The 17,615-nt window shown below is 65.1% G+C and carries 19 protein-coding genes; 16 read left to right on the top strand and 3 right to left on the bottom strand.

Going from position 1 to position 17,615, the window contains the following annotated elements:
• Window positions 1-15: 15 nt before the first annotated feature.
• Window positions 16-861 carry a DUF547 domain-containing protein gene (locus RBB46_RS00415; RefSeq protein WP_306026854.1) on the bottom strand — a complete coding sequence of 282 codons (846 nt, stop codon included), beginning with the start codon at window positions 859-861 and terminating at the stop codon, window positions 16-18.
• Window positions 862-1,278: 417 nt separating this feature from the next.
• Here RBB46_RS00415 and rpmH point away from each other — a divergent pair, with 417 nt between their 5' ends.
• From rpmH to RBB46_RS00370, 9 genes are all read left to right on the top strand, one after another.
• Window positions 1,279-1,413 (top strand): 50S ribosomal protein L34, encoded by a 135-nt coding sequence (gene rpmH / locus RBB46_RS00410; RefSeq protein ID WP_067220180.1) that lies wholly within the window; start codon window positions 1,279-1,281, stop codon window positions 1,411-1,413.
• 38 nt (window positions 1,414-1,451) lie between these two features.
• On the top strand, window positions 1,452-1,874 hold the full coding sequence (rnpA, locus tag RBB46_RS00405) for a ribonuclease P protein component (RefSeq protein WP_306026853.1): 423 nt from the start codon (window positions 1,452-1,454) through the stop codon (window positions 1,872-1,874).
• A 9-nt stretch (window positions 1,875-1,883) separates the two neighbouring features.
• Window positions 1,884-3,710 (top strand): membrane protein insertase YidC, encoded by a 1,827-nt coding sequence (gene yidC, locus RBB46_RS00400; RefSeq protein WP_306026852.1) that lies wholly within the window; start codon window positions 1,884-1,886, stop codon window positions 3,708-3,710.
• 270 nt (window positions 3,711-3,980) lie between these two features.
• Entirely contained in the window at window positions 3,981-4,619 is a 639-nt protein-coding gene (locus RBB46_RS00395) for a CatB-related O-acetyltransferase (RefSeq protein ID WP_306026851.1), read from the top strand.
• A gap of 72 nt (window positions 4,620-4,691) precedes the next feature.
• Window positions 4,692-5,360, top strand: a complete 669-nt coding sequence (yihA, locus tag RBB46_RS00390) for a ribosome biogenesis GTP-binding protein YihA/YsxC (RefSeq protein ID WP_306026850.1) — start codon at window positions 4,692-4,694, stop codon at window positions 5,358-5,360.
• 160 nt (window positions 5,361-5,520) lie between these two features.
• Window positions 5,521-7,815, top strand: coding sequence for a bifunctional diguanylate cyclase/phosphodiesterase (locus tag RBB46_RS00385; RefSeq protein ID WP_306026849.1), 2,295 nt, complete (start codon window positions 5,521-5,523; stop codon window positions 7,813-7,815).
• 111 nt (window positions 7,816-7,926) lie between these two features.
• Window positions 7,927-8,814: an acetylglutamate kinase gene (argB, locus tag RBB46_RS00380; protein ID WP_306026848.1), complete on the top strand. Its 888-nt coding sequence runs from the start codon at window positions 7,927-7,929 to the stop codon at window positions 8,812-8,814.
• Window positions 8,811-9,548, top strand: coding sequence for a pyrimidine 5'-nucleotidase (locus tag RBB46_RS00375; protein WP_306026847.1), 738 nt, complete (start codon window positions 8,811-8,813; stop codon window positions 9,546-9,548). Before argB ends, RBB46_RS00375 begins: the two co-directional genes overlap by 4 nt.
• A 12-nt stretch (window positions 9,549-9,560) precedes the next feature.
• Window positions 9,561-10,460 carry a DUF817 domain-containing protein gene (locus tag RBB46_RS00370; protein WP_306026846.1) on the top strand — a complete coding sequence of 300 codons (900 nt, stop codon included), beginning with the start codon at window positions 9,561-9,563 and terminating at the stop codon, window positions 10,458-10,460.
• Here RBB46_RS00370 and RBB46_RS00365 read toward each other — a convergent pair.
• Window positions 10,420-11,343, bottom strand: a complete 924-nt coding sequence (locus RBB46_RS00365) for a LysR family transcriptional regulator (RefSeq protein WP_306026845.1) — start codon at window positions 11,341-11,343, stop codon at window positions 10,420-10,422. The genes RBB46_RS00370 and RBB46_RS00365 overlap by 41 nt on opposite strands.
• A 123-nt stretch (window positions 11,344-11,466) precedes the next feature.
• On the opposite strand from RBB46_RS00365, the gene RBB46_RS00360 reads away from it, so the two are divergent.
• The 4 genes from RBB46_RS00360 to RBB46_RS00345 all read left to right on the top strand — a co-directional run bounded on the left by RBB46_RS00360 (window position 11,467) and on the right by RBB46_RS00345 (window position 14,518).
• Window positions 11,467-12,570: an alkene reductase gene (locus tag RBB46_RS00360; RefSeq protein WP_306026844.1), complete on the top strand. Its 1,104-nt coding sequence runs from the start codon at window positions 11,467-11,469 to the stop codon at window positions 12,568-12,570.
• 2 nt (window positions 12,571-12,572) lie between these two features.
• A complete protein-coding gene (locus tag RBB46_RS00355) occupies window positions 12,573-12,797 on the top strand; it encodes a hypothetical protein (protein ID WP_306026843.1) in 225 nt (74 codons plus the stop codon).
• A 14-nt stretch (window positions 12,798-12,811) separates the two neighbouring features.
• Window positions 12,812-13,822: a zinc-binding alcohol dehydrogenase family protein gene (locus tag RBB46_RS00350; protein ID WP_306026842.1), complete on the top strand. Its 1,011-nt coding sequence runs from the start codon at window positions 12,812-12,814 to the stop codon at window positions 13,820-13,822.
• Between the two features lie 162 nt (window positions 13,823-13,984).
• Complete coding sequence (locus RBB46_RS00345; RefSeq protein WP_306026841.1) at window positions 13,985-14,518, top strand: alkylphosphonate utilization protein; 534 nt, start codon at window positions 13,985-13,987, stop codon at window positions 14,516-14,518.
• Between the two features lie 27 nt (window positions 14,519-14,545).
• On the opposite strand, the gene RBB46_RS00340 is transcribed toward RBB46_RS00345, so the two are convergent.
• Complete coding sequence (locus RBB46_RS00340; RefSeq protein WP_306026840.1) at window positions 14,546-15,451, bottom strand: DMT family transporter; 906 nt, start codon at window positions 15,449-15,451, stop codon at window positions 14,546-14,548.
• 221 nt (window positions 15,452-15,672) lie between these two features.
• Here RBB46_RS00340 and RBB46_RS00335 point away from each other — a divergent pair, with 221 nt between their 5' ends.
• The 3 genes from RBB46_RS00335 to dapD all read left to right on the top strand — a co-directional run bounded on the left by RBB46_RS00335 (window position 15,673) and on the right by dapD (window position 17,570).
• The gene (locus RBB46_RS00335; protein ID WP_306026839.1) at window positions 15,673-16,017 is read left to right on the top strand and encodes a multidrug efflux SMR transporter; all 345 of its coding nucleotides are present in this window, start codon (window positions 15,673-15,675) and stop codon (window positions 16,015-16,017) included.
• 1 nt (window position 16,018) lies between these two features.
• Window positions 16,019-16,576 carry a TetR/AcrR family transcriptional regulator gene (locus RBB46_RS00330; protein ID WP_306026838.1) on the top strand — a complete coding sequence of 186 codons (558 nt, stop codon included), beginning with the start codon at window positions 16,019-16,021 and terminating at the stop codon, window positions 16,574-16,576.
• Window positions 16,577-16,712: 136 nt separating this feature from the next.
• Entirely contained in the window at window positions 16,713-17,570 is an 858-nt protein-coding gene (dapD, locus tag RBB46_RS00325; protein WP_306026837.1) for a 2,3,4,5-tetrahydropyridine-2,6-dicarboxylate N-succinyltransferase, read from the top strand.
• Window positions 17,571-17,615 lie beyond the last annotated feature (45 nt).

The raw sequence follows: 17,615 nt of genomic DNA, 5'->3' as shown, positions 1-17,615 counted from the left end.
CCGTGTGTGTCCCGGTCAAGCCGCATCGTTCAGCCCCCAGTCGTAATCATAACCGGCTATTCGTTCATTGGCATCGAGCCCGCGTAGCAGGGCGGGCCGGGCATGAGAGCGCCAGTGCTCGCGCAACTGTGTCGCAGTACCGAAATCCTCGGAGAACCAGCTGTAGATCCGCGAGGCCCGCACGCCCGCGGACGTGATCGCAACGCCGCGCGGGTGATTGACGAAGTCCCGCGCGCCTTCGTCCAGCATCCGCTCCAGCGTCGCGCCGGACCAGGCCTCGCGGGCAAGGTTCGGGCAACCGATGGAGGCGCAGTTGACGGCGTAGTGAACGCGCGGCTCCGACCAGCGCTTGCGCAGAATCCCGTGCTCGATGTCGTCAAGGGACAGATCACGCCCCTCGACGGCGACAAGGTTCTTGCGCCAGGGGCCACGAGCAAAAAAGCCCCCACCAAGGTCAATCTCGCGAATCGAACGGACGGGATAATGGGCAAGCACCACCTGAAGGGTCACTGCATTGTAGAGATTGACCCAGAAGGCGAAGGCATCGTTGCGTCCAAGTCCCGACACGCGGGTTTCGGCGAGCGAGGCGATATAGCGGTCAAGGGAAGCTCCCGCCTCCGCCTTGAAGCGCGCATAGCGAACCCGGTTGAGCCCGTCGCGGCCGGCAACGACATAGCGCTGCAGCAGATCGGTGAAGGGACCGTGTGCGGGAGCCGCGGCCCGGGCAGCGTGCGCCGGTAAAAGGAATGCTGCGCCCAGCCCGGCAACGAGGGACCGGCGCGACAAATGCGGCGCGGCGTTGCAAGCGCCCTTGTCCGCCTTGAAAAACCCGCCGTGCGGGCGGCCTGTCAAGTTTCGCATGCGATCGGTCTCCAAATCTCAAACATCGGGGCGCCGGGGCGGGTCAGCCTCTTGCGTTCTACCTTCTATCTGGGGTTCGGCGAGGCGGAATCGGGCGCTCTCACCGGGAAGTGAAAGGGGCCGGACGGCCTGTCACCCTCCTGTGAAGCCGGCTCACCGCGACGTGCGCGGCAGCTTGCGGGAAACCGGGAGGAAAGAGCCAATCGCTGCGGTGCGGTTTCCCGTCGCGGGACGCCCGCTTGTCGTTGACTTCGCGATGCTCGGCCCGTATAAGCCCCGCAATCGGGTCGTGCTGACTTATCCGGCGCCCACGACATCCTTGCCTAGACGGGTCGCTGCCCGGACGGGTGGGGATATCGACCACCAGACAATTCAAGAACCAGGGCCGCGCGCCCCTCGCGCGCGGGAGAAGACACAATGAAGCGCACATATCAGCCGAGCCGCCTCGTCCGCAAGCGCCGCCATGGCTTCCGCAGCCGCATGGCGACCAAGAATGGCCGTCAGGTCCTTGCCCGCCGTCGCGCGAAGGGCCGCAAGCGGCTGAGCGCCTAAGCAGGCCCGGCCGGGCTGGCGGTGGAGGAGTCGTTTACGTGATCCAGTCCCCGCCGACCGCGACATTGCCAACGCTGAAGAAGCGCGCCGAGTTCCTGGCCACCGCAAAGGGTGGCCGGAGCGCACGGCGCGCCTTTGTCTTGCAGGCCGCGCCCGCCCCGCGGGCCGAGGCGACGCCGCGCATGGGCTATACGGTCACCAAGAAGACGGGCAACGCTGTCGAGCGCAACCGCATCCGCCGGCGCTTCCGCGAGGCGGTGCGCGCGGCGGCCGGCCAAGCGCGCACCGGCGTCGACTACGTGCTGATCGGCCGCAGGGCCGGACTGTCCATGGATTTCGACATCCTGGTACGCGAAATCGGACATTGCCTGGCCAAGGCGCCACTGACAGCCGACCCGGCGCAGGACAGGCGCCGCAAGGGCCGCACCCCATCCAAAACACCAGCGAAAAACCAAAGGTGAACGCCGATTATGGCCGACAACCGTAACACGATCCTGGCTATCGTCCTGTCGCTGATCGTCCTGCTTGGCTGGCAGTACTTCATTGCCAAGCCGCAGCTCGAGCAGCAGCGTCAGGTTGCCGAGCAGCAGGCAGCCGAACAGGGGCAGCCGGCCACGGGAGATGCCGCTCCGCAGACCCCTGGCGCGCCAGGCAGCACGGCAACCGGCGCGGCGAGCGTGCCGGGCGGCACGGCACCTGCAACGACGGCCATGTCCCGTGAAGCTGCGATCGAGGCGACCCCGCGCGTCGTCATCGACACGCCGCGTGTCAGCGGTTCGATCAACCTCACCGGCGGGCGCATCGACGACCTGCGACTGAAGGACTATCGAGAGACCGTCGACGCCACGAGCCCTACCATCGTGCTTTTCTCGCCGAAGGGCGCGCCGGCTCCCTATTACGCCGATTTCGGTGTCACCGCCGATCCGGGTGCTGATGTCGCGCTGCCCCAGGCGACCACGGTGTGGACGGCGCAGGACGGTGCGAAACTTACGCCGCAGTCCCCGGTCACGCTGACCTGGGACAACGGTGCCGGCCTTGTCTTCGAGCGCGTCATCGCGATCGATGCCGACTACATGTTCACCGTCGAGCAGCGGGTGCGCAACGAGAGCGGCAAGGCCGTTCAGCTCTATCCCTACGGCCTGATCGTGCGCAACGGCACGCCGACGACCGCCGGCTTCTACATTCTTCACGAGGGCCTGATCGGCGTCTTCGGCGATACCGGGCTTTCCGAGGTCGACTACGAGGATGTCCAGGAAGACGGCCGGGTGCGCCCCGCCGCCGTCAGCACGGGCTGGCTCGGCATTACCGACAAGTACTGGGCATCGGCGCTGATCCCGGCACAGGGCAGCGGCTTCCAGCCGCAGTTCTCCTATGCCCAGGCAACCGACAATTTCCAGGCCGACTTCCTTGGCGACCCGATCCGCGTCGAAGCAGGCGCAAGCGCAACCTCGACGACGCACCTATTCGCCGGCGCCAAGGAAACGGCCAAGCTCGACGCATATGAGGAAAACCTCGGCATCAAGCAGTTCGAACTGCTGATCGACTGGGGCTGGTTCTACTTTCTCACCAAGCCGCTGTTCTTCGTCATCGACTACCTGTTCAAGGTGGTCGGCAACTTCGGCGTCGCCATTCTTCTCGTGACGGTCGCGATCAAGACGCTGTTCTTCCCGCTGGCCAACAAGTCCTATGTCTCGATGAGCAAGATGAAGCTCGTCCAGCCGCAGATGACCGAGATCCGGGACCGCTACAAGGACGACAAGCAGAAGCAGCAGCAAGCGCTGATGGAGCTGTACAAGAAGGAAAAGATCAATCCGCTCGCCGGCTGCCTGCCGGTGCTGATCCAGATCCCGGTCTTCTTCGCGCTCTACAAGGTGCTGTTCGTCACCATCGAGATGCGGCACGCGCCGTTCTTCGGCTGGATCCAGGACCTTTCCGCGCCGGACCCGACGTCGCTGTTCAACCTCTTCGGCCTGATCCCCTGGGATCCCCCGCAGATGCTGATGCTGGGCATCTGGCCGCTGATCATGGGCGTCACCATGTTCGTCCAGATGAAGATGAACCCGGCCCCGCCGGACCCGACCCAGCAGATGATCTTCACCTGGATGCCGGTGTTGTTCACCTTCATGCTGGCGTCCTTCCCGGCCGGCCTGGTAATCTACTGGGCGTGGAACAACTCGCTGTCGATCGCCCAGCAATACGTGATCATGCGGCGCCAGGGCGTGAAGGTGGAACTCTGGGATAACCTGAAAGGCTCCTTCAGTCGAAAGAAGGGGGAGGCCGACAGCAAGTCCAAGTGACGCTGTCGGCGCCAAAGGCCCGCGATGACTGTGGCCCCGGGGACACCCCCGGGGCCTTTTTGTTTGCCCCCCGCTGTTCGAGGGTTGCGACAACCGTCCCTCACTCCCATTAAGAAGCGAGACGAATTCGGGGAGAGGATCGATGAACAGGATCGCCTGAAGATGGCGCGAGCGACGGCATAGCCGCCTCGCGCCCTGCCCGCAGCGGCACCTGGCCCAGACGGCCCCGGCCGCGACACGCGAACCTATTCCCGATCCGGAGACATCCCCATGCACGGCCCAGATCCGAGCACCCGGCACCCCCTTGCCGGCGCACCCCACACCGTTTTTCTCAATGCGGTCGTCACCCGCCCGACTATCGAAGTCGGCGCCTACAGCTACTATCACGACCCCGATCACGCGGCGGAGTTCGAGGACCGCAACGTTCTCTATCACTTCGACTTCATCGGCGACCGGCTCAGGATCGGGCGGTTCTGCGCGTTGGCGACGGGCGTCCGCTTCATCATGAACGGGGCCAATCACCCGATGGACGGCTTCTCCACCTATCCATTCGCAATCTTCGGCGAAGGCTGGGAGAAGGGCTTCGACATGGCCGGGCTGGCCAGCGCGCATCGTGGTGACACGCTGGTGGGCAATGACGTGTGGATCGGCCGCGAAGCGACGATCATGCCCGGCGTCACCATCTGCGACGGCGCGGTGATCGGCGCCGGCTCTATGGTCGCATCCGACGTGCCGCCCTTCGCCATCGTCGCCGGGAATCCGGCGCGGGTGGTTCGAATGCGCTTTGACGAATCCACCATCGACACCCTGCTGGAGATCGCCTGGTGGAACTGGCCTGCGGAGAAGGTTGCGCGGAATCTCGCCGCCATACGCGGCGCCGATCTCGACAAGCTTGCGCAGGCCCGCTAGAGGATCAGGCCGGGTCGCAGCGGACCGGACTGCCCGCCGCGACCCGGCACACACCATGCGAAGCGAGACGCAATGAGCGAGCCGGACAATTCTTCCAAGCCCGACGCCCCCTATACCGAAGGGGAGATCGAGGCCGGCCGGCTGATGTTCCGCCGCCCTTGGGGCTTTGTCACCAGCGTCGCCCATCTCGAGCAGTTGCCGCCCGAAGCCGCCACCGAGGTTGCCTTCGCAGGCCGGTCCAACGTCGGCAAGTCGAGCCTGATCAACGCCCTCACGGGGGTGAAAGGACTGGCGCGAACATCGAACACGCCGGGTCGGACACAGATGCTCAATTTCTTCGCGGCGCCGGAGTCCCCTGTCACTCTTGTCGATATGCCCGGCTATGGCTACGCTCAGGCCCCGAAGTCGCTCGTGGATGCGTGGACGGAGCTGGTTTTCACCTATCTCCAGGGCCGCGCGCGTTTGCGCCGCGTCTTCGTCCTGATCGACAGCCGCCATGGCCTCAAGGAGGTCGACCTCAAGGTCATGGGGCTGCTCGACCGCGCGGCCGTCAGCTACCAAGTCGTTCTCACCAAGACGGACAAGATAAAGCCGGGTCAATTGTTGCGCATCCGGCAGGACACGGCCGAAAGCCTGAAAAAGAGGCCTGCCGCCCATCCGAACATCATCGACACCTCCTCCGAAAAGGGGGCAGGCATCGCGGATGTCAGAGCGGAGATTTACAAGCTTTCGATCGACTGACCGACAAGATCAATCAAGAGGCAGCGGTGAACCGATCGGCACCGGGGAGTTTACTGACGTACCCGACAGTTTTACCTGTCGACATGCGTGGCGAATCTCCTCATTTTTAACGTAGCGTAAATTTACTTGCGCTATGCCTGCGGAATGAGGGGATAACCGCATGCACGTGGAAGGCAGGAGTGCCACGGACGAGATTGCCGTCCCGGCGACAACCGCGCGGGAAGAAGCGCGTTTGCGCGCGGAGCTCGCCAGCCTACACCTTGCCGGCAATGCCCCCGACCTCGCCCTCGACCATATCGTCAAGGCCGCCGCGCGGATCACCCGTTGCGAAAAGGCCTTCGTGACCTTTGTGCATGGCGACGACGTGCATGTGCTCGCCGCCGTCGGCAGCGACGTCACCCAGACACCGGCGGCAACCTCGGTCTGCGGCGTCGCCTATCGCGAGGATACCCCGCTGATCGTCGCCAACCTGGCGATCGATCCGCGCTTCAAGACCTATCCCTATGTCGACATCGACAAGGGCAACCGCTTCTATGCCGGCTTCCCCGTTCGCGTGGAAAGCGGCTTTCCCATCGGCACGCTCTGCGTCATCGACCGAAAGACGCGCGAGGAAGGCCTCACCGCGGACGAATTCTCGAGCATGCAGGCACTGACCGCGCTCACCGTCCGGGTGCTGGAGGGCCGCCGACGCGATGCCCGTTTCGCCGATTATCTGGAGATCGCCTCGGACTGGATCTGGGAGCAGGATGCCGATTTCCGCTTCACCTACCTGTCGCCCAGCGCCCGGGACAACGGCATCGTCATCGACCGCTTCCTCGGCAAGACCCGCTGGGAAGCCGAGAGCGGCAACGGCGAGAGCGCAGCCTTCTGGGAAGCTCATCACGAGCTTCTGAAGGCCCAAAAATCATTCCGCGACCTGCGCTTTCGCTGGTTCTCCGGCGATCAGGAGCGCATCTATTCAATCAGCGGACGGCCGATCTTCGCCCATGACGGCGGCTTTCTCGGCTATCGCGGCACCGCGCGGAACGTCACCGAGATCGAGCAGGTACACCGCGAGATCGAGCATATGGCGCGGCACGACCCGCTGACGGGCCTGGTCAACCGCTCGACCTTCGAAAGCCGTGTCACCGACGCGTTCCGCTGCTGGCAGGAAACAGGCGCGGAGGCAACGCTGTTCCTGCTCGATATCGACCATTTCAAGCTCGTCAACGACACCTTTGGCCATTCCAGCGGCGATGCGCTGCTGATGGAGGTGGCGGAACGGCTTACCGCCAGCGTCGGCCCGAAGGCAACCGTTGCACGGCTTGGCGGCGATGAGTTCGCTGTCCTGGAGCCGGACCTTTCGCGCGACGGCGCCATCGCGGAATATGCCGCGGCCCTTGCCCAGGCGATCGGCCGCCCCATTCCGACCGGCCGCGAGAGCGTCGAATGCGGCTGCAGCCTCGGCATCGCCGTCCTGCCCGATCACGGCGGCTCCTTCAGCCAGTTGATGGGCAACGCCGATCTCGCGCTTTATGAGGCCAAGTCAAAGGGCCGCGGCCGCTTCATGATCTTCGACGCGGCGATGCGCCGCGACGCGGATCATCGCAACACGCTGGCACGCGAGCTGACCGAAGCGGTGGACGGCAAGCAATTCCATCTCGACTACCAGCCGGTGGTCCGTATCACCGACGAGGTCGTGATCGGCGCGGAGGCGCTGATCCGCTGGGACCATCCAGAACGGGGCTGCCTGCTGCCCGGTGCCTTTATCGGCGCGCTCGACGGCAGCCGCCATGCCGCCGATGTCGGCTACTGGGTGTTGGAGGAGGCCTGCCGCACCGCGCGGCCCTGGGCACTAGGCGCGCCAAACGGCTTCCGCCTTTCGGTGAACCTGTTCTCCGGCCAGTTGCGCGACTCGCGCCTGGTCAACCGGGTACGCTCCATTCTCGAGAGTACCGGTTTCGACGGACGCAACCTCGACCTGGAGATCACCGAAAACATCCTGCTCACGCCGAGTGCCGATCTTGTCGAGACGCTGTCGAAGCTGAAGCGGCTCGGCATCTCGATCGTGCTCGACGACTTCGGCACCGGTTACGGGTCGCTCAATCACCTGCTGCAGTTCCCGATCGACCGGATCAAGGTCGACCGGCAATTCGTCCGCGGTCTGGGCGAACGTGTCGACTACAACACCGTGACCCATGCGGTCGTGAAACTCGCCGTCGATCTTGGCCTGAAAGTGACGGCCGAAGGGATCGAGACAGAGGAACAGAAGAACTTCCTCGCCCAGATCGGCTGCAGCGACCTGCAGGGTTTCCATTTCTCCCGTCCGGTCGCGGCGAACAGCATTCCGCGCCTGATCGAGGCCGGCTCCTTCTCGCGGACGCAAGACGAGGGGCCGGATCCCGCGCTCATGCCGGCACAAGCGCTGCGACATGAACCGCAGAGCGACGACGCGCTGAAGATCGGCGCCGCCTGATCCGGCAGGCCACATCGCCGGGCCATCATTGAGCCCTTTTGTGAAAGCAGCTATAGACCGGTCAAGCGCCTGTGCGCGGCCCGCGAACCAGCCCGAGAGCTCCTTCCCGACATGACCGACACCGCTCCGATCAATCCCGCCAAGGTGATTTCCACGGCCCTGCCGCACATGCTGCGCTACGACGACCAGGTCGTGGTGGTGAAGTACGGCGGCCATGCCATGGGCGACCCGGCACTGGGCAACGCCTTTGCACGGGACATCACCCTGCTGCGCCTGGCCGGCGTCCTGCCGGTGGTGGTGCATGGCGGCGGTCCACAGATCGGCTCGATGCTCGACCGCCTCGGCATCAAGAGCGAGTTCAAGAACGGCCTGCGCGTCACCGACAAGGCGACGGTGGAGATCGTCGAAATGGTCCTGGCGGGCTCGATCAACAAGGAAATCGTCCACCTGATCAATGCCGAGGGCGGCAAGGCCGTGGGCCTGTGCGGCAAGGACGGCAACATGGTCACGGCGGAGAAGCTGCAGCGGCGGGTACGCGATCCGAATTCCGCCATCGAGCAGGTTCTCGACCTCGGTTTCGTCGGCGAACCCGCATCGGTCAACCCGACCGTCTTGCGCCTCGTGATGAAGGAAGAGCTGATCCCCGTGGTGGCGCCGGTGGCGCCGGGCGCCGACGGCGAGACCTACAACATCAACGCCGACACATTCGCCGGGGCGATCGCCGGCGCGCTCGACGCCAAGCGGCTGCTGTTCCTTACGGATGTGCCAGGGGTGCTCGATGCCAATGGCAAGCTGATCAAGGAGCTGACCGTCAGCCAGGCTCGCGCGCTGATCGAGGACGGCACCATATCCGGAGGCATGATCCCCAAGGTGGAAACCTGCATCGAGGCGCTGGAGCGAGGCGTCGAGGGCGTCGTAATCCTCAACGGCAAGGTGCCGCATGCGGTGCTGCTCGAGCTGTTCACCGACCAGGGCGCGGGGACGCTCCTGCGTCCATGACCCCCGACGAAAGGGAAGGCCTCCAGGCGCACGAGCAGGACCTGCGCGTCTTTACCGGCGTTGAGGCCTGGGTCTTCGACCTCGACAACACGCTCTACCCGCCGAGCTCCGACCTGTTCTCGCAGATCGACGTGCGCATTTCCGACTATATCGCCCGTCACCTGGGCCTTTCGGCGGAAGATGCGCGCCTGAAGCAGAAGGCGTTCTACCGGGACTACGGCACCACCTTGCGTGGGCTGATGATCGAGCACGACATCGAGCCGGACGCCTTTCTCGAATATGTCCATGACATCGACTATTCGCCGGTTGTGCCGAACCCGGCGCTCGGCCGCGCCATCGCCCGGCTGCCGGGCAAGAAGTACATCTTCACAAATGGCGACCGCCCGCATGCGGAACGTACGGCGGCGCGACTGGGCATCGCCGAGCATTTCGACGACATTTTCGACATCGTCGCCGCCGGCCTGCTGCCGAAGCCCAACCTGGAAACCTACAACCTGTTCATCGAGAAAACCGGCGTGTCGCCGGTGCGCGCGGCCATGTTCGAGGACCTTTCCCGCAATCTCGTTGTCCCGCACGGGCTCGGCATGCGCTCCATTCTCCTGGTGCCGGAAGGCACGCGCGCCGTCTTTCGCGAGGAATGGGAACTGGAGGGCCGCAACGCGCCGCATGTCGACTTCGTCACCGACGACCTCACCGGCTTCCTGAACGCCGTGCTCGGTGCCATCAACGCGTAGGCCAAACAGAAGATGGGACTGAACCTGGTTCACAGGCTCGGCCGGCCGGCAAGCGCCACCTCGCGCACCGAACGCCTGCTTCACAGGGCGCTGCCGCTCGTCTATCGGCGCCTGGGCAAGGGACTGCTGGCACGGGCGGCCGTCGAGTTCCTCGCCTTTGGCATCAAACAGGCCTATGCCTGCATCTATGGCGCGCTGCTGCTGGCGCTGATCCTGGCGACCCGCTTCTGGTATCCCGAGGGAACCGCGCTTGCCCGCTACGATTTCCTGTTCCTGGCGGCTCTTGCCATCCAGGTGTGGTTGCTCGCGGCACGGCTGGAAACGCTGGACGAGGCCAAGGTCATCCTGATCTTCCATGTCGTCGGCACGGCCATGGAGGTTTTCAAGACAGCCGCCGGCTCCTGGATCTATCCGGAGGAGAGCTTCTTCCGCATTGGCGGCGTGCCGCTCTTTTCCGGTTTCATGTATGCCGCGGTCGGCAGCTATCTCGCCCGCGTCTCGCGCATTTTCGATTTCGCCTATTCCCGCTACCCGCCGTTATGGACGACCTGGCTGCTGGCTCTGGCGATCTACGTGAACTTCTTCTCCCATCACTACACGATCGATATCCGGCTCGGACTGTTCGCCGCCCTCTTCCTGCTCTACGGCCGGACCTGGGTGCACTACTCCGTCTATCGCTACCGGCATCGCATGCCTCTGGTGCTCGGCTTCTTCCTGGTGGCGCTGTTCATCTGGCTGGCCGAGAATATCGGCACCTTCGCGCGGGCCTGGCACTATCCCGACCAGGCGGACGGCTGGACGCTCGTCTCCCTGGCCAAGCTCAACGCCTGGGTGCTCTTGATGATCATTTCCTTCGTGCTGGTGACACTCGTCAACCGACCGAGGACGGAAGGGAAGACTGCGGATCGATGAAGGCCGAGAGTTCGGTGGCCAGGCACTCGATCAAAACGCGCACCCGGCAGGGCTGCACAGCGGCCGGCGGATAGACGATCTGCAGCCCCGTGCTGCCCGAGGAATAGTCCGCGAGCAACTCGACCAGCGCGCCTGTGGCAAGGTCCTCGTCGACGTCGCGGATCGACTTCAGTGCGATCCCCCTGCCCTCCCGGCACCATTGGCGGACGAGCCCGCCGTCATTTGCAATGCGGCGGCCACGCACCGCAATCTTGCGCGTCTCACCGTCGATGACAAACGGCCATTCGCGGTCCAGATTGCCGCCGAAACGCATGAGAATGCAGTCATGGCCGGCGAGATCATCGGGATGGCCCGGCGTCCCGTGCACCTCCAGATAGGCAGGCGCCGCGCAGACGACGCGCCGGTTCTGACCCAGCGGCCGCGCCCGCAATGCGCTGTCGGCGAGCATTCCGTGGCGGACGGCCAGATCCAGGCCGCGCCCGACGAGATCGACGTAGCCGTCGGTGAGATCGAGATCGACGGTGACGTCCGGGTGGCGTTCGAGAAAGGCATCGAGGATCGGCACGATGCGGCGGCGGCCAAGGTCCTCCGGCGCGGTCATGCGGATCGGCCCGGAAATCCGTTCCGTCCCGTGCCGGATGCTGTCCTGGAGTTCCTCGGCCTCGGCGAGCAACCGGCGCGCACCCTCGACAAGCAGCGTGCCCTCGTCGGTGAGCGTGATCCTGCGTGTCGTGCGCAACAACAGGGTCGCTCCGTAGTGACGCTCGAGCGCCGCAAGCCGCTCGGAAACCGTGGCGGGCGAGAGGCCGAAATCACGCCCTCCGGCAGCCAGCCCGCCCTTTTCAACGATCCGCAGGAAGAGAGCCAGAGAGTCGAGCATCATTGTTCGATTTATCCGAATTATAATTTCGGAAATTAGATGATTATCCGGGAGATCCGCAACACCTAAATCCTGAACGACCCACACGGCGCTGCCGCACCCCATTCGCTCAGGATACCGCTTCCCATGACCTCTTCCCTTTTTGACCCCTTGACGCTCGGCGACCTGTCGCTGCCGCATCGCATCGCCATGGCGCCGATGACGCGCGCCCGATCCATCCAGCCCGGCAATGTTCCCAGCAGGGAGATGGCCCGTTACTACGCCCAGCGCGCAAGTGCTGCGACGATCATCACCGAGGCGACACAGATCTCGCCGCAGGGCCAGGGCTACTCCTTCACCCCCGGCATTCATTCCGACGAGCAGGTCGCCGGTTGGCGGTTGGTTACCGACGCGGTGCATGCGGCCGGCGGGCGCATCGTGTTGCAGCTCTGGCATGTGGGCCGGATGAGCCATGCGATCTTTCACGAGGACGGGTTGCCGGTTGCACCGTCGGCGCTCGCCCCCGATGCCAAGGTTTGGATCGCCGACCCGGCAACCGGCGAGACCGGCATGGTCGACAGTCCCGTGCCGCGTGCCCTGGAAACGTCCGAGATCGACGGGATCGTCAAGGATTTCGCCAAGGCCGCGACCAACGCGATGACCGCCGGCTTCGACGGCGTCGAGATCCATGGTGCCAACGGCTACCTGATCGACCAGTTCCTGCGTCGTTCCTCCAACCTGCGCGACGACCGCTATGGCGGCAGCCAGGAAAACCGTATCCGTTTCCTTGTCGAGGTGGCGGAAGCCGTCGCAGCCGCCGCGGGCCCTGGCCGAACCGGCATCCGGCTGTCACCGGTGATCACCCAGCGCGGGATGGCCGATACCGAGATCATTCCGACCATGCTGGCGGCGGCACGCGAGCTCGACCGCATCGGGCTTGCCTATATCCATCTGGCGGAAGCCGATTGGGATGACGCGCCGGAGACGCCGGAAAGCTTCCGGCACGAGTTGAGGGCGGCGTTTTCCGGCCGCATCATCGTCGCGGGCAAGTACGACAAGGCGCGCGCCGACAACATCCTGGCGCGCGGGCTTGCCGATGTTGTCGCCTTCGGGCGGCCGTTCATCGCCAACCCGGACCTGCCGCGCCGGCTCAGGGAGAACCTGCCGCTCGCCTCCTTCGATCCCGCGACGCTGTTCGGAGGCGATGAGCAGGGTTATTCGACCTATCCAGCCTGGGGGACGGCGGCGTGAACATGCCACTGACGACCGAAGAAGCCCTGGCCGGAGCGGCGAACGCGACCATCGGCACGGTCCTGGTGCTTGAGGACCGGGCGATGCGGGTCTGGCACCTGCGCCTCGCCCCCGGCGACACGGGGCATTTCCCCCATCTTGGTCCGGACACGGCCTTCGTCCACGATCTGACCAATACCGGCACGACGGAGCTTGTCTTCGTCACCGTCGAATTCGATTCTCACTAACAAGGATGACAAGCATGAAAGCCGTCGGCTTCACCCGTTACCTGCCCATCGACGATCCGCAGTCGCTGGTCGATCTCGACCTGCCGAAACCGGCTCCGCAGGGCCGCGACATTCTCGTCGCCGTGCGCGCCGTCGCCGTCAACCCCGTCGACACCAAGGTCCGCGCGCCCAAGGACACGGTCGAAGAGGCGCCGCGTGTCATCGGCTATGACGCCAGCGGCGTGGTCGAGGCCGTCGGCCCCGAGGTCACGCTCTTCAGGCCGGGCGACGAGGTCTACTATGCCGGCGACATCACCCGGCCCGGCACCAACCAGGAATTCCATCTGGTCGACGAGCGCATCGTCGGGCGCAAGCCGGCAAGCCTGTCCTTTGCCGAAGCAGCCGCCCTACCGCTGACCACGATTACCGCCTATGAATCGCTCTTCCACCGGCTCGGCATCGGCCGGGACGGCGCGAATGCCGGCCGCTCACTCCTGATCATTGGCGCAGCGGGTGGTGTTGGCTCGATCGGCATCCAGCTGGCCAAGCGCGCCGGCCTGACAGTCATTGCCACGGCCTCGCGGCCGGAGACAGTCTCCTGGGTGCGCGAGCTTGGCGCGGACCATGTCGTCAGTCACCGCGAGCCGCTCGCCCCGCAGGTGCGGGCACTCGGCATCGAGCATGTCGACCATGTGGCGATCTTCAACGACATGCGTCACTGGAGCGACGCGGTCGAACTGATCCGGCCGCAGGGCTCCATTGTCACCATCGACGATACCGACCTGCCAATGCCGATGGCGCAGATGAAGACCAAGGCGGCGAGCCTGCACTGGGAGCTGATGTTCACACGGTCGATGTTTAAAACGCCGGACATGATCGAGCAGAACCGGCTGCTCGACTTCGTTGCCGACGAGGTCGATGCCGGGCGGCTGCGCAGCACGGTTTCCGAGACGCTGTCGCCGATCAATGCCGCAAACCTGCGCGAGGCGCACCGGCGGATCGAGACAGGAACCGCGCGCGGCAAGATCGTCGTCGAGGGTTTCTGAACCGGCACGGTCGCCGTCACGGGACCGGAACGGAGATCGGGAGCAGGTCCGTATCGCCACGGACTTCGCTTCGAGGCGATGGACAGGATGGCGGGCGGGGCGTATGCCTCGCCAACCGCCAACCCCGTGCTCCTTCTCGCCCTCCCGACCAATGGATCCCTCATGCCGTCCTGTGCCCTTTGCAACACCGAAGACGCAGCCCCTTACGAGGTCGCCCCGAGAGCGGACAGCGTGCCGGTTTGCGCCGCCTGCCGACAGGGACTGGAGGAGAGTAGGACGACGGGCTCGCTGGAGGACGGGCCGCACTGGCAGTGCCTGAACGAGGCGATATGGAGCCCTGAACCGGCGGTGCAGGTCCTCGCCTGGAGGCTGCTCGCGGCTCTGCCGGAAGCGGTCTGGGCGCGTGACGTGCTGGAACTCGCCTATCTGGAGCCGGACGTGCTCGACTGGGCGCAACAGCAAGCCGGCGGCGGCACGGACGCGGTCGTCCATGTCGATTGCAACGGCACGGTGCTTGCCACCGGCGATACGGTGACCCTGATCAAGGACCTTCCCGTCAAGGGCGCAGGCTTCACCGCCAAGCGCGGCACCGCCGTGCGCAAGATCGCTCTGGTTCCCGACAATGCGGCGCAGCTTGAGGGCCGGGTAGAGGGACAGCGCATCGTCATTCTCTGCCAGTTCGTGAAGAAGGCCTGAGACCGGGCAAGCGCAACACGCCGCCGGCTATACTCCCAGCAACAGCACGATGATACCGGCGACGATCAACACCGCGCCGGCGGCTTCGACCGTGCGGACCTGTTCGCGAAAGATGAGCCAGGAAACGAGGAAGGTGAAGACCAGCTCGATCTGGGCCAGAGCGCGCACATAGGCGACCTGCTGCAGGGTCATCGCCGTGAACCAGCCGGCCGAACCGGCAACGCCCGACAGGCCGACCCAGATCGCTGTGCGCCAGCTGGCGATGCTGGCGGCCAGCTGGTCGGGTTCGCGCCAGACCATCCACAATCCCATGGCAATCGTCTGGAAAACGGTCACATAGGCGAGCGTGAAGCCGGCCTGCATAAGGAAATTCGGCCCGCCCAGGGAGAGCGAGGCACCACGCACGCAGACCGCCGAGACGCCGAAGAGCGCCGCCGAGGCGAGGCCGATCAGGGCCGCCCGTCCGGCAAGAGCGGCATAGACGCTTTTCAACCCGACGCGCTGGCCGGCGAGCGAGATCATTACGACGCCGGCAACGCCGATGGCGATCGCGAACGCGGCGATCGGGGTCACCGTCTCCCCGAGGAAAACCAGGCCGAAGACGGCCGCCTGCACGGGCTCGGTCTTCGAATAGGCGGTCCCGACGACGAAGTTGCGGTAGCTGAAGAGATGCACCAGCAGGAAGGTGGCCGCGATCTGGGCAAGCCCGCCGGCCGCGCCGATGGCCCAGAAATCCGCTCCCGGCGAGGGCAACGGATGGTCGAGACCATGGTGCAGGAAGGCCAGATAGGCGAGCGCGAAGGGAAAGCCATAGCCAAAACGCACGAAAGTGGCGCCGGTCGTGCCGAGCCGACCCTTCAGGTGCTTCTGAAGAGCGGAGCGCGCATTCTGGCAAAAGGCGGCAAAAATCGTGACGGGGATCCAGAGTTCCATGGCATTGGCACATACAGCATGGGTGACAGATGCGGTAGCGCGAAAACGCCATGGCCGCACTTCGGCGAGAGGCGGGACCCGCACGACGTAAGCGGCTCATTCGATTGCGACATGTCGGCCTGCCCCGAATGAACCACGATGCCAGGCACGGCCGCACTTGAAAAGAAACCGAACAGTTGGTATCTTTATGGAACCGCTTCCCCGTCAATCGAGACGCCGACATGAATCCGATCCTGGTCGCCTATGCTTCGCTCGCCCTTGCCATCGTCTGCGAGGTGACGGGCTCGTCCCTGCTCCAGAAGAGCGAGCAATTCTCCCGGTTCCTTCCCTCGCTCGCCTCCGGGCTTTGCTTCGTCGCCGCGCTGTTCTTCCTGTCCCACGCGTTGAAGGTCATCCCGCTCGGCATCGCCTATGCCATCTGGGCCGGCGTCGGCATCGTTCTGACGGCGATCATCGGCGTCGTCGTGTTCCGCTTCACGCTCGATGCCGCGGCACTGATCGGCATGGCGCTGATCGTTTCCGGGGTCATCGTCATAAACGTCTTCTCCCGAAGTGCCGTGCACTGAGATGGAAAACGCCCATACCCGAAAGAAGCAGCCCGAACTGGTCCGCCGCGCCCTTCTCGACCGTGCGGCGGAACTCGCCGTCGAACAGGGGCTTGCCGCCGTCACGGTGCAGGCCGTGGCGGACGCGGCGGGCGTCACCAAGGGAGGTTTCATGCATCACTTCCCGAGCAAGCAGGCGTTGATCGATGCGGTGTTCCGGGAGCTTCTCGACACGCTCGACCAGGATCTCGACGCCCGGATCGAAGCCGATCCCGAGGCCACCGGCGCCTTCACCCGCGCCTATCTCGGCTCCGTTCTCGACATGATACCCGGTGCCAGTGGCGGCCCCTGGGCGGCCCTCTACGTTTCCATGCTCGCAGACCCGGACCTCAGGGCCTTGTGGGCAGGATGGTACGAGGCCCGCCTCGAACGGCACCAGGCCACCGACGACACGGTGCAGCTCGCCGCCGTGCGCGCAGCCGCCGACGGCATCTGGCTTGCCGACCTGACGGGCATCGCGCTTCACGGGCGCGCCGGCCTGCATGCGCTTCTGCTCGACATGACACTCCCCCATTCCTGATGGCAGGCCCTACCGCGCATGCCGCCCGGCAACGGGGGCAAGGCCCGCCCGGCCTTGACTTCGCGCCGCCACGGGTCTTAGGTCCGCGCACAGAATTCCCGCCACGATCCCCGAGACTTGCTGGAGACCCGCGCGCATGAACCACGCCCATACCGACCAGGCGAAGCTCGCCGCCATCATCGACGCCGCCTTCGAGGACCGCGCCAATATCGACACGCGCACCACGGGCGAGATCCGCGACGCGGTCAACGCGGCGCTGGACCTGATGGACCGAGGTCATGCTCGGGTGGCGGAAAAGTCGGGTGGCGACTGGCAGGTGAACCAGTGGCTGAAGAAAGCCGTGCTGCTCTCCTTCCGCCTGAACCCGATGGAGATCATCAAGGGTGGTCCGGGCGATGCCACATGGTGGGACAAGGTGCCGTCGAAGTTCGACGGCTGGCGCGGTGTCGACTTCGAGGAAGCCGGCTTTCGCGCCGTGCCAGGCGCCATCGTCCGCCGCTCGGCCCATATCGGCAAGAATGTCGTCCTGATGCCGTCCTTCGTCAATCTCGGCGCTCATGTCGGCGAAGGCACGATGGTCGACACCTGGGCAACGGTCGGCTCCTGCGCCCAGATCGGCAAGAACGTGCACCTGTCCGGCGGTGTCGGCATCGGCGGTGTGCTTGAGCCGCTGCAGGCCGGTCCGGTGATCATCGAGGACAATTGCTTCATCGGCGCCCGCTCCGAGGTCGTCGAGGGCTGCATCGTGCGCGAGGGCGCGGTGCTCGGCATGGGCGTCTTCATCGGCCAGTCGACCAAGATCGTCGACCGTGCCACCGGCGAGGTCTTCTATGGCGAAGTGCCGTCCTACTCGGTGGTCGTTGCCGGTACGATGCCGGGCAAGCCGATGCCGAACGGCGAGCCGGGCCCGAACCTTTACTGCGCCGTCATCGTCAAGCGCGTCGACGAGAAGACGCGCTCCAAGACCTCGATCAACGAGCTGCTGCGCGACTGATCACGGGAGAGCGCGGGGGCATTGCGTCCCTGCGCTTCCATGCCA

This window comes from Stappia sp. MMSF_3263, from assembly GCF_030733745.1.
Lineage (GTDB): Bacteria > Pseudomonadota > Alphaproteobacteria > Rhizobiales > Stappiaceae > Stappia.
The sequence above is the reverse complement of the archived record's forward strand: the minus strand, read 5'-3'. Positions and strand labels throughout refer to the sequence as shown.

What these genes read in the sequence shown, in the direction of transcription:
- RBB46_RS00375 (WP_306026847.1), top strand. Translation starts at nt 8,811, where the DNA reads ATGACCCCCGACGAAAGGGAAGGCCTCCAGGCGCACGAGCAGGACCTG.
- RBB46_RS00365 (WP_306026845.1), bottom strand. Translation starts at nt 11,343, where the DNA reads ATGATGCTCGACTCTCTGGCTCTCTTCCTGCGGATCGTTGAAAAGGGC.
- yidC (WP_306026852.1), top strand. Translation starts at nt 1,884, where the DNA reads ATGGCCGACAACCGTAACACGATCCTGGCTATCGTCCTGTCGCTGATC.
- RBB46_RS00415 (WP_306026854.1), bottom strand. Translation starts at nt 861, where the DNA reads ATGCGAAACTTGACAGGCCGCCCGCACGGCGGGTTTTTCAAGGCGGAC.
- argB (WP_306026848.1), top strand. Translation starts at nt 7,927, where the DNA reads ATGACCGACACCGCTCCGATCAATCCCGCCAAGGTGATTTCCACGGCC.
- yihA (WP_306026850.1), top strand. Translation starts at nt 4,692, where the DNA reads ATGAGCGAGCCGGACAATTCTTCCAAGCCCGACGCCCCCTATACCGAA.
- rpmH (WP_067220180.1), top strand. Translation starts at nt 1,279, where the DNA reads ATGAAGCGCACATATCAGCCGAGCCGCCTCGTCCGCAAGCGCCGCCAT.
- RBB46_RS00350 (WP_306026842.1), top strand. Translation starts at nt 12,812, where the DNA reads ATGAAAGCCGTCGGCTTCACCCGTTACCTGCCCATCGACGATCCGCAG.
- dapD (WP_306026837.1), top strand. Translation starts at nt 16,713, where the DNA reads ATGAACCACGCCCATACCGACCAGGCGAAGCTCGCCGCCATCATCGAC.
- RBB46_RS00360 (WP_306026844.1), top strand. Translation starts at nt 11,467, where the DNA reads ATGACCTCTTCCCTTTTTGACCCCTTGACGCTCGGCGACCTGTCGCTG.
- RBB46_RS00355 (WP_306026843.1), top strand. Translation starts at nt 12,573, where the DNA reads ATGCCACTGACGACCGAAGAAGCCCTGGCCGGAGCGGCGAACGCGACC.
- RBB46_RS00345 (WP_306026841.1), top strand. Translation starts at nt 13,985, where the DNA reads ATGCCGTCCTGTGCCCTTTGCAACACCGAAGACGCAGCCCCTTACGAG.
- RBB46_RS00385 (WP_306026849.1), top strand. Translation starts at nt 5,521, where the DNA reads ATGCACGTGGAAGGCAGGAGTGCCACGGACGAGATTGCCGTCCCGGCG.
- RBB46_RS00395 (WP_306026851.1), top strand. Translation starts at nt 3,981, where the DNA reads ATGCACGGCCCAGATCCGAGCACCCGGCACCCCCTTGCCGGCGCACCC.
- RBB46_RS00335 (WP_306026839.1), top strand. Translation starts at nt 15,673, where the DNA reads ATGAATCCGATCCTGGTCGCCTATGCTTCGCTCGCCCTTGCCATCGTC.
- RBB46_RS00340 (WP_306026840.1), bottom strand. Translation starts at nt 15,451, where the DNA reads ATGGAACTCTGGATCCCCGTCACGATTTTTGCCGCCTTTTGCCAGAAT.
- RBB46_RS00370 (WP_306026846.1), top strand. Translation starts at nt 9,561, where the DNA reads ATGGGACTGAACCTGGTTCACAGGCTCGGCCGGCCGGCAAGCGCCACC.
- RBB46_RS00330 (WP_306026838.1), top strand. Translation starts at nt 16,019, where the DNA reads ATGGAAAACGCCCATACCCGAAAGAAGCAGCCCGAACTGGTCCGCCGC.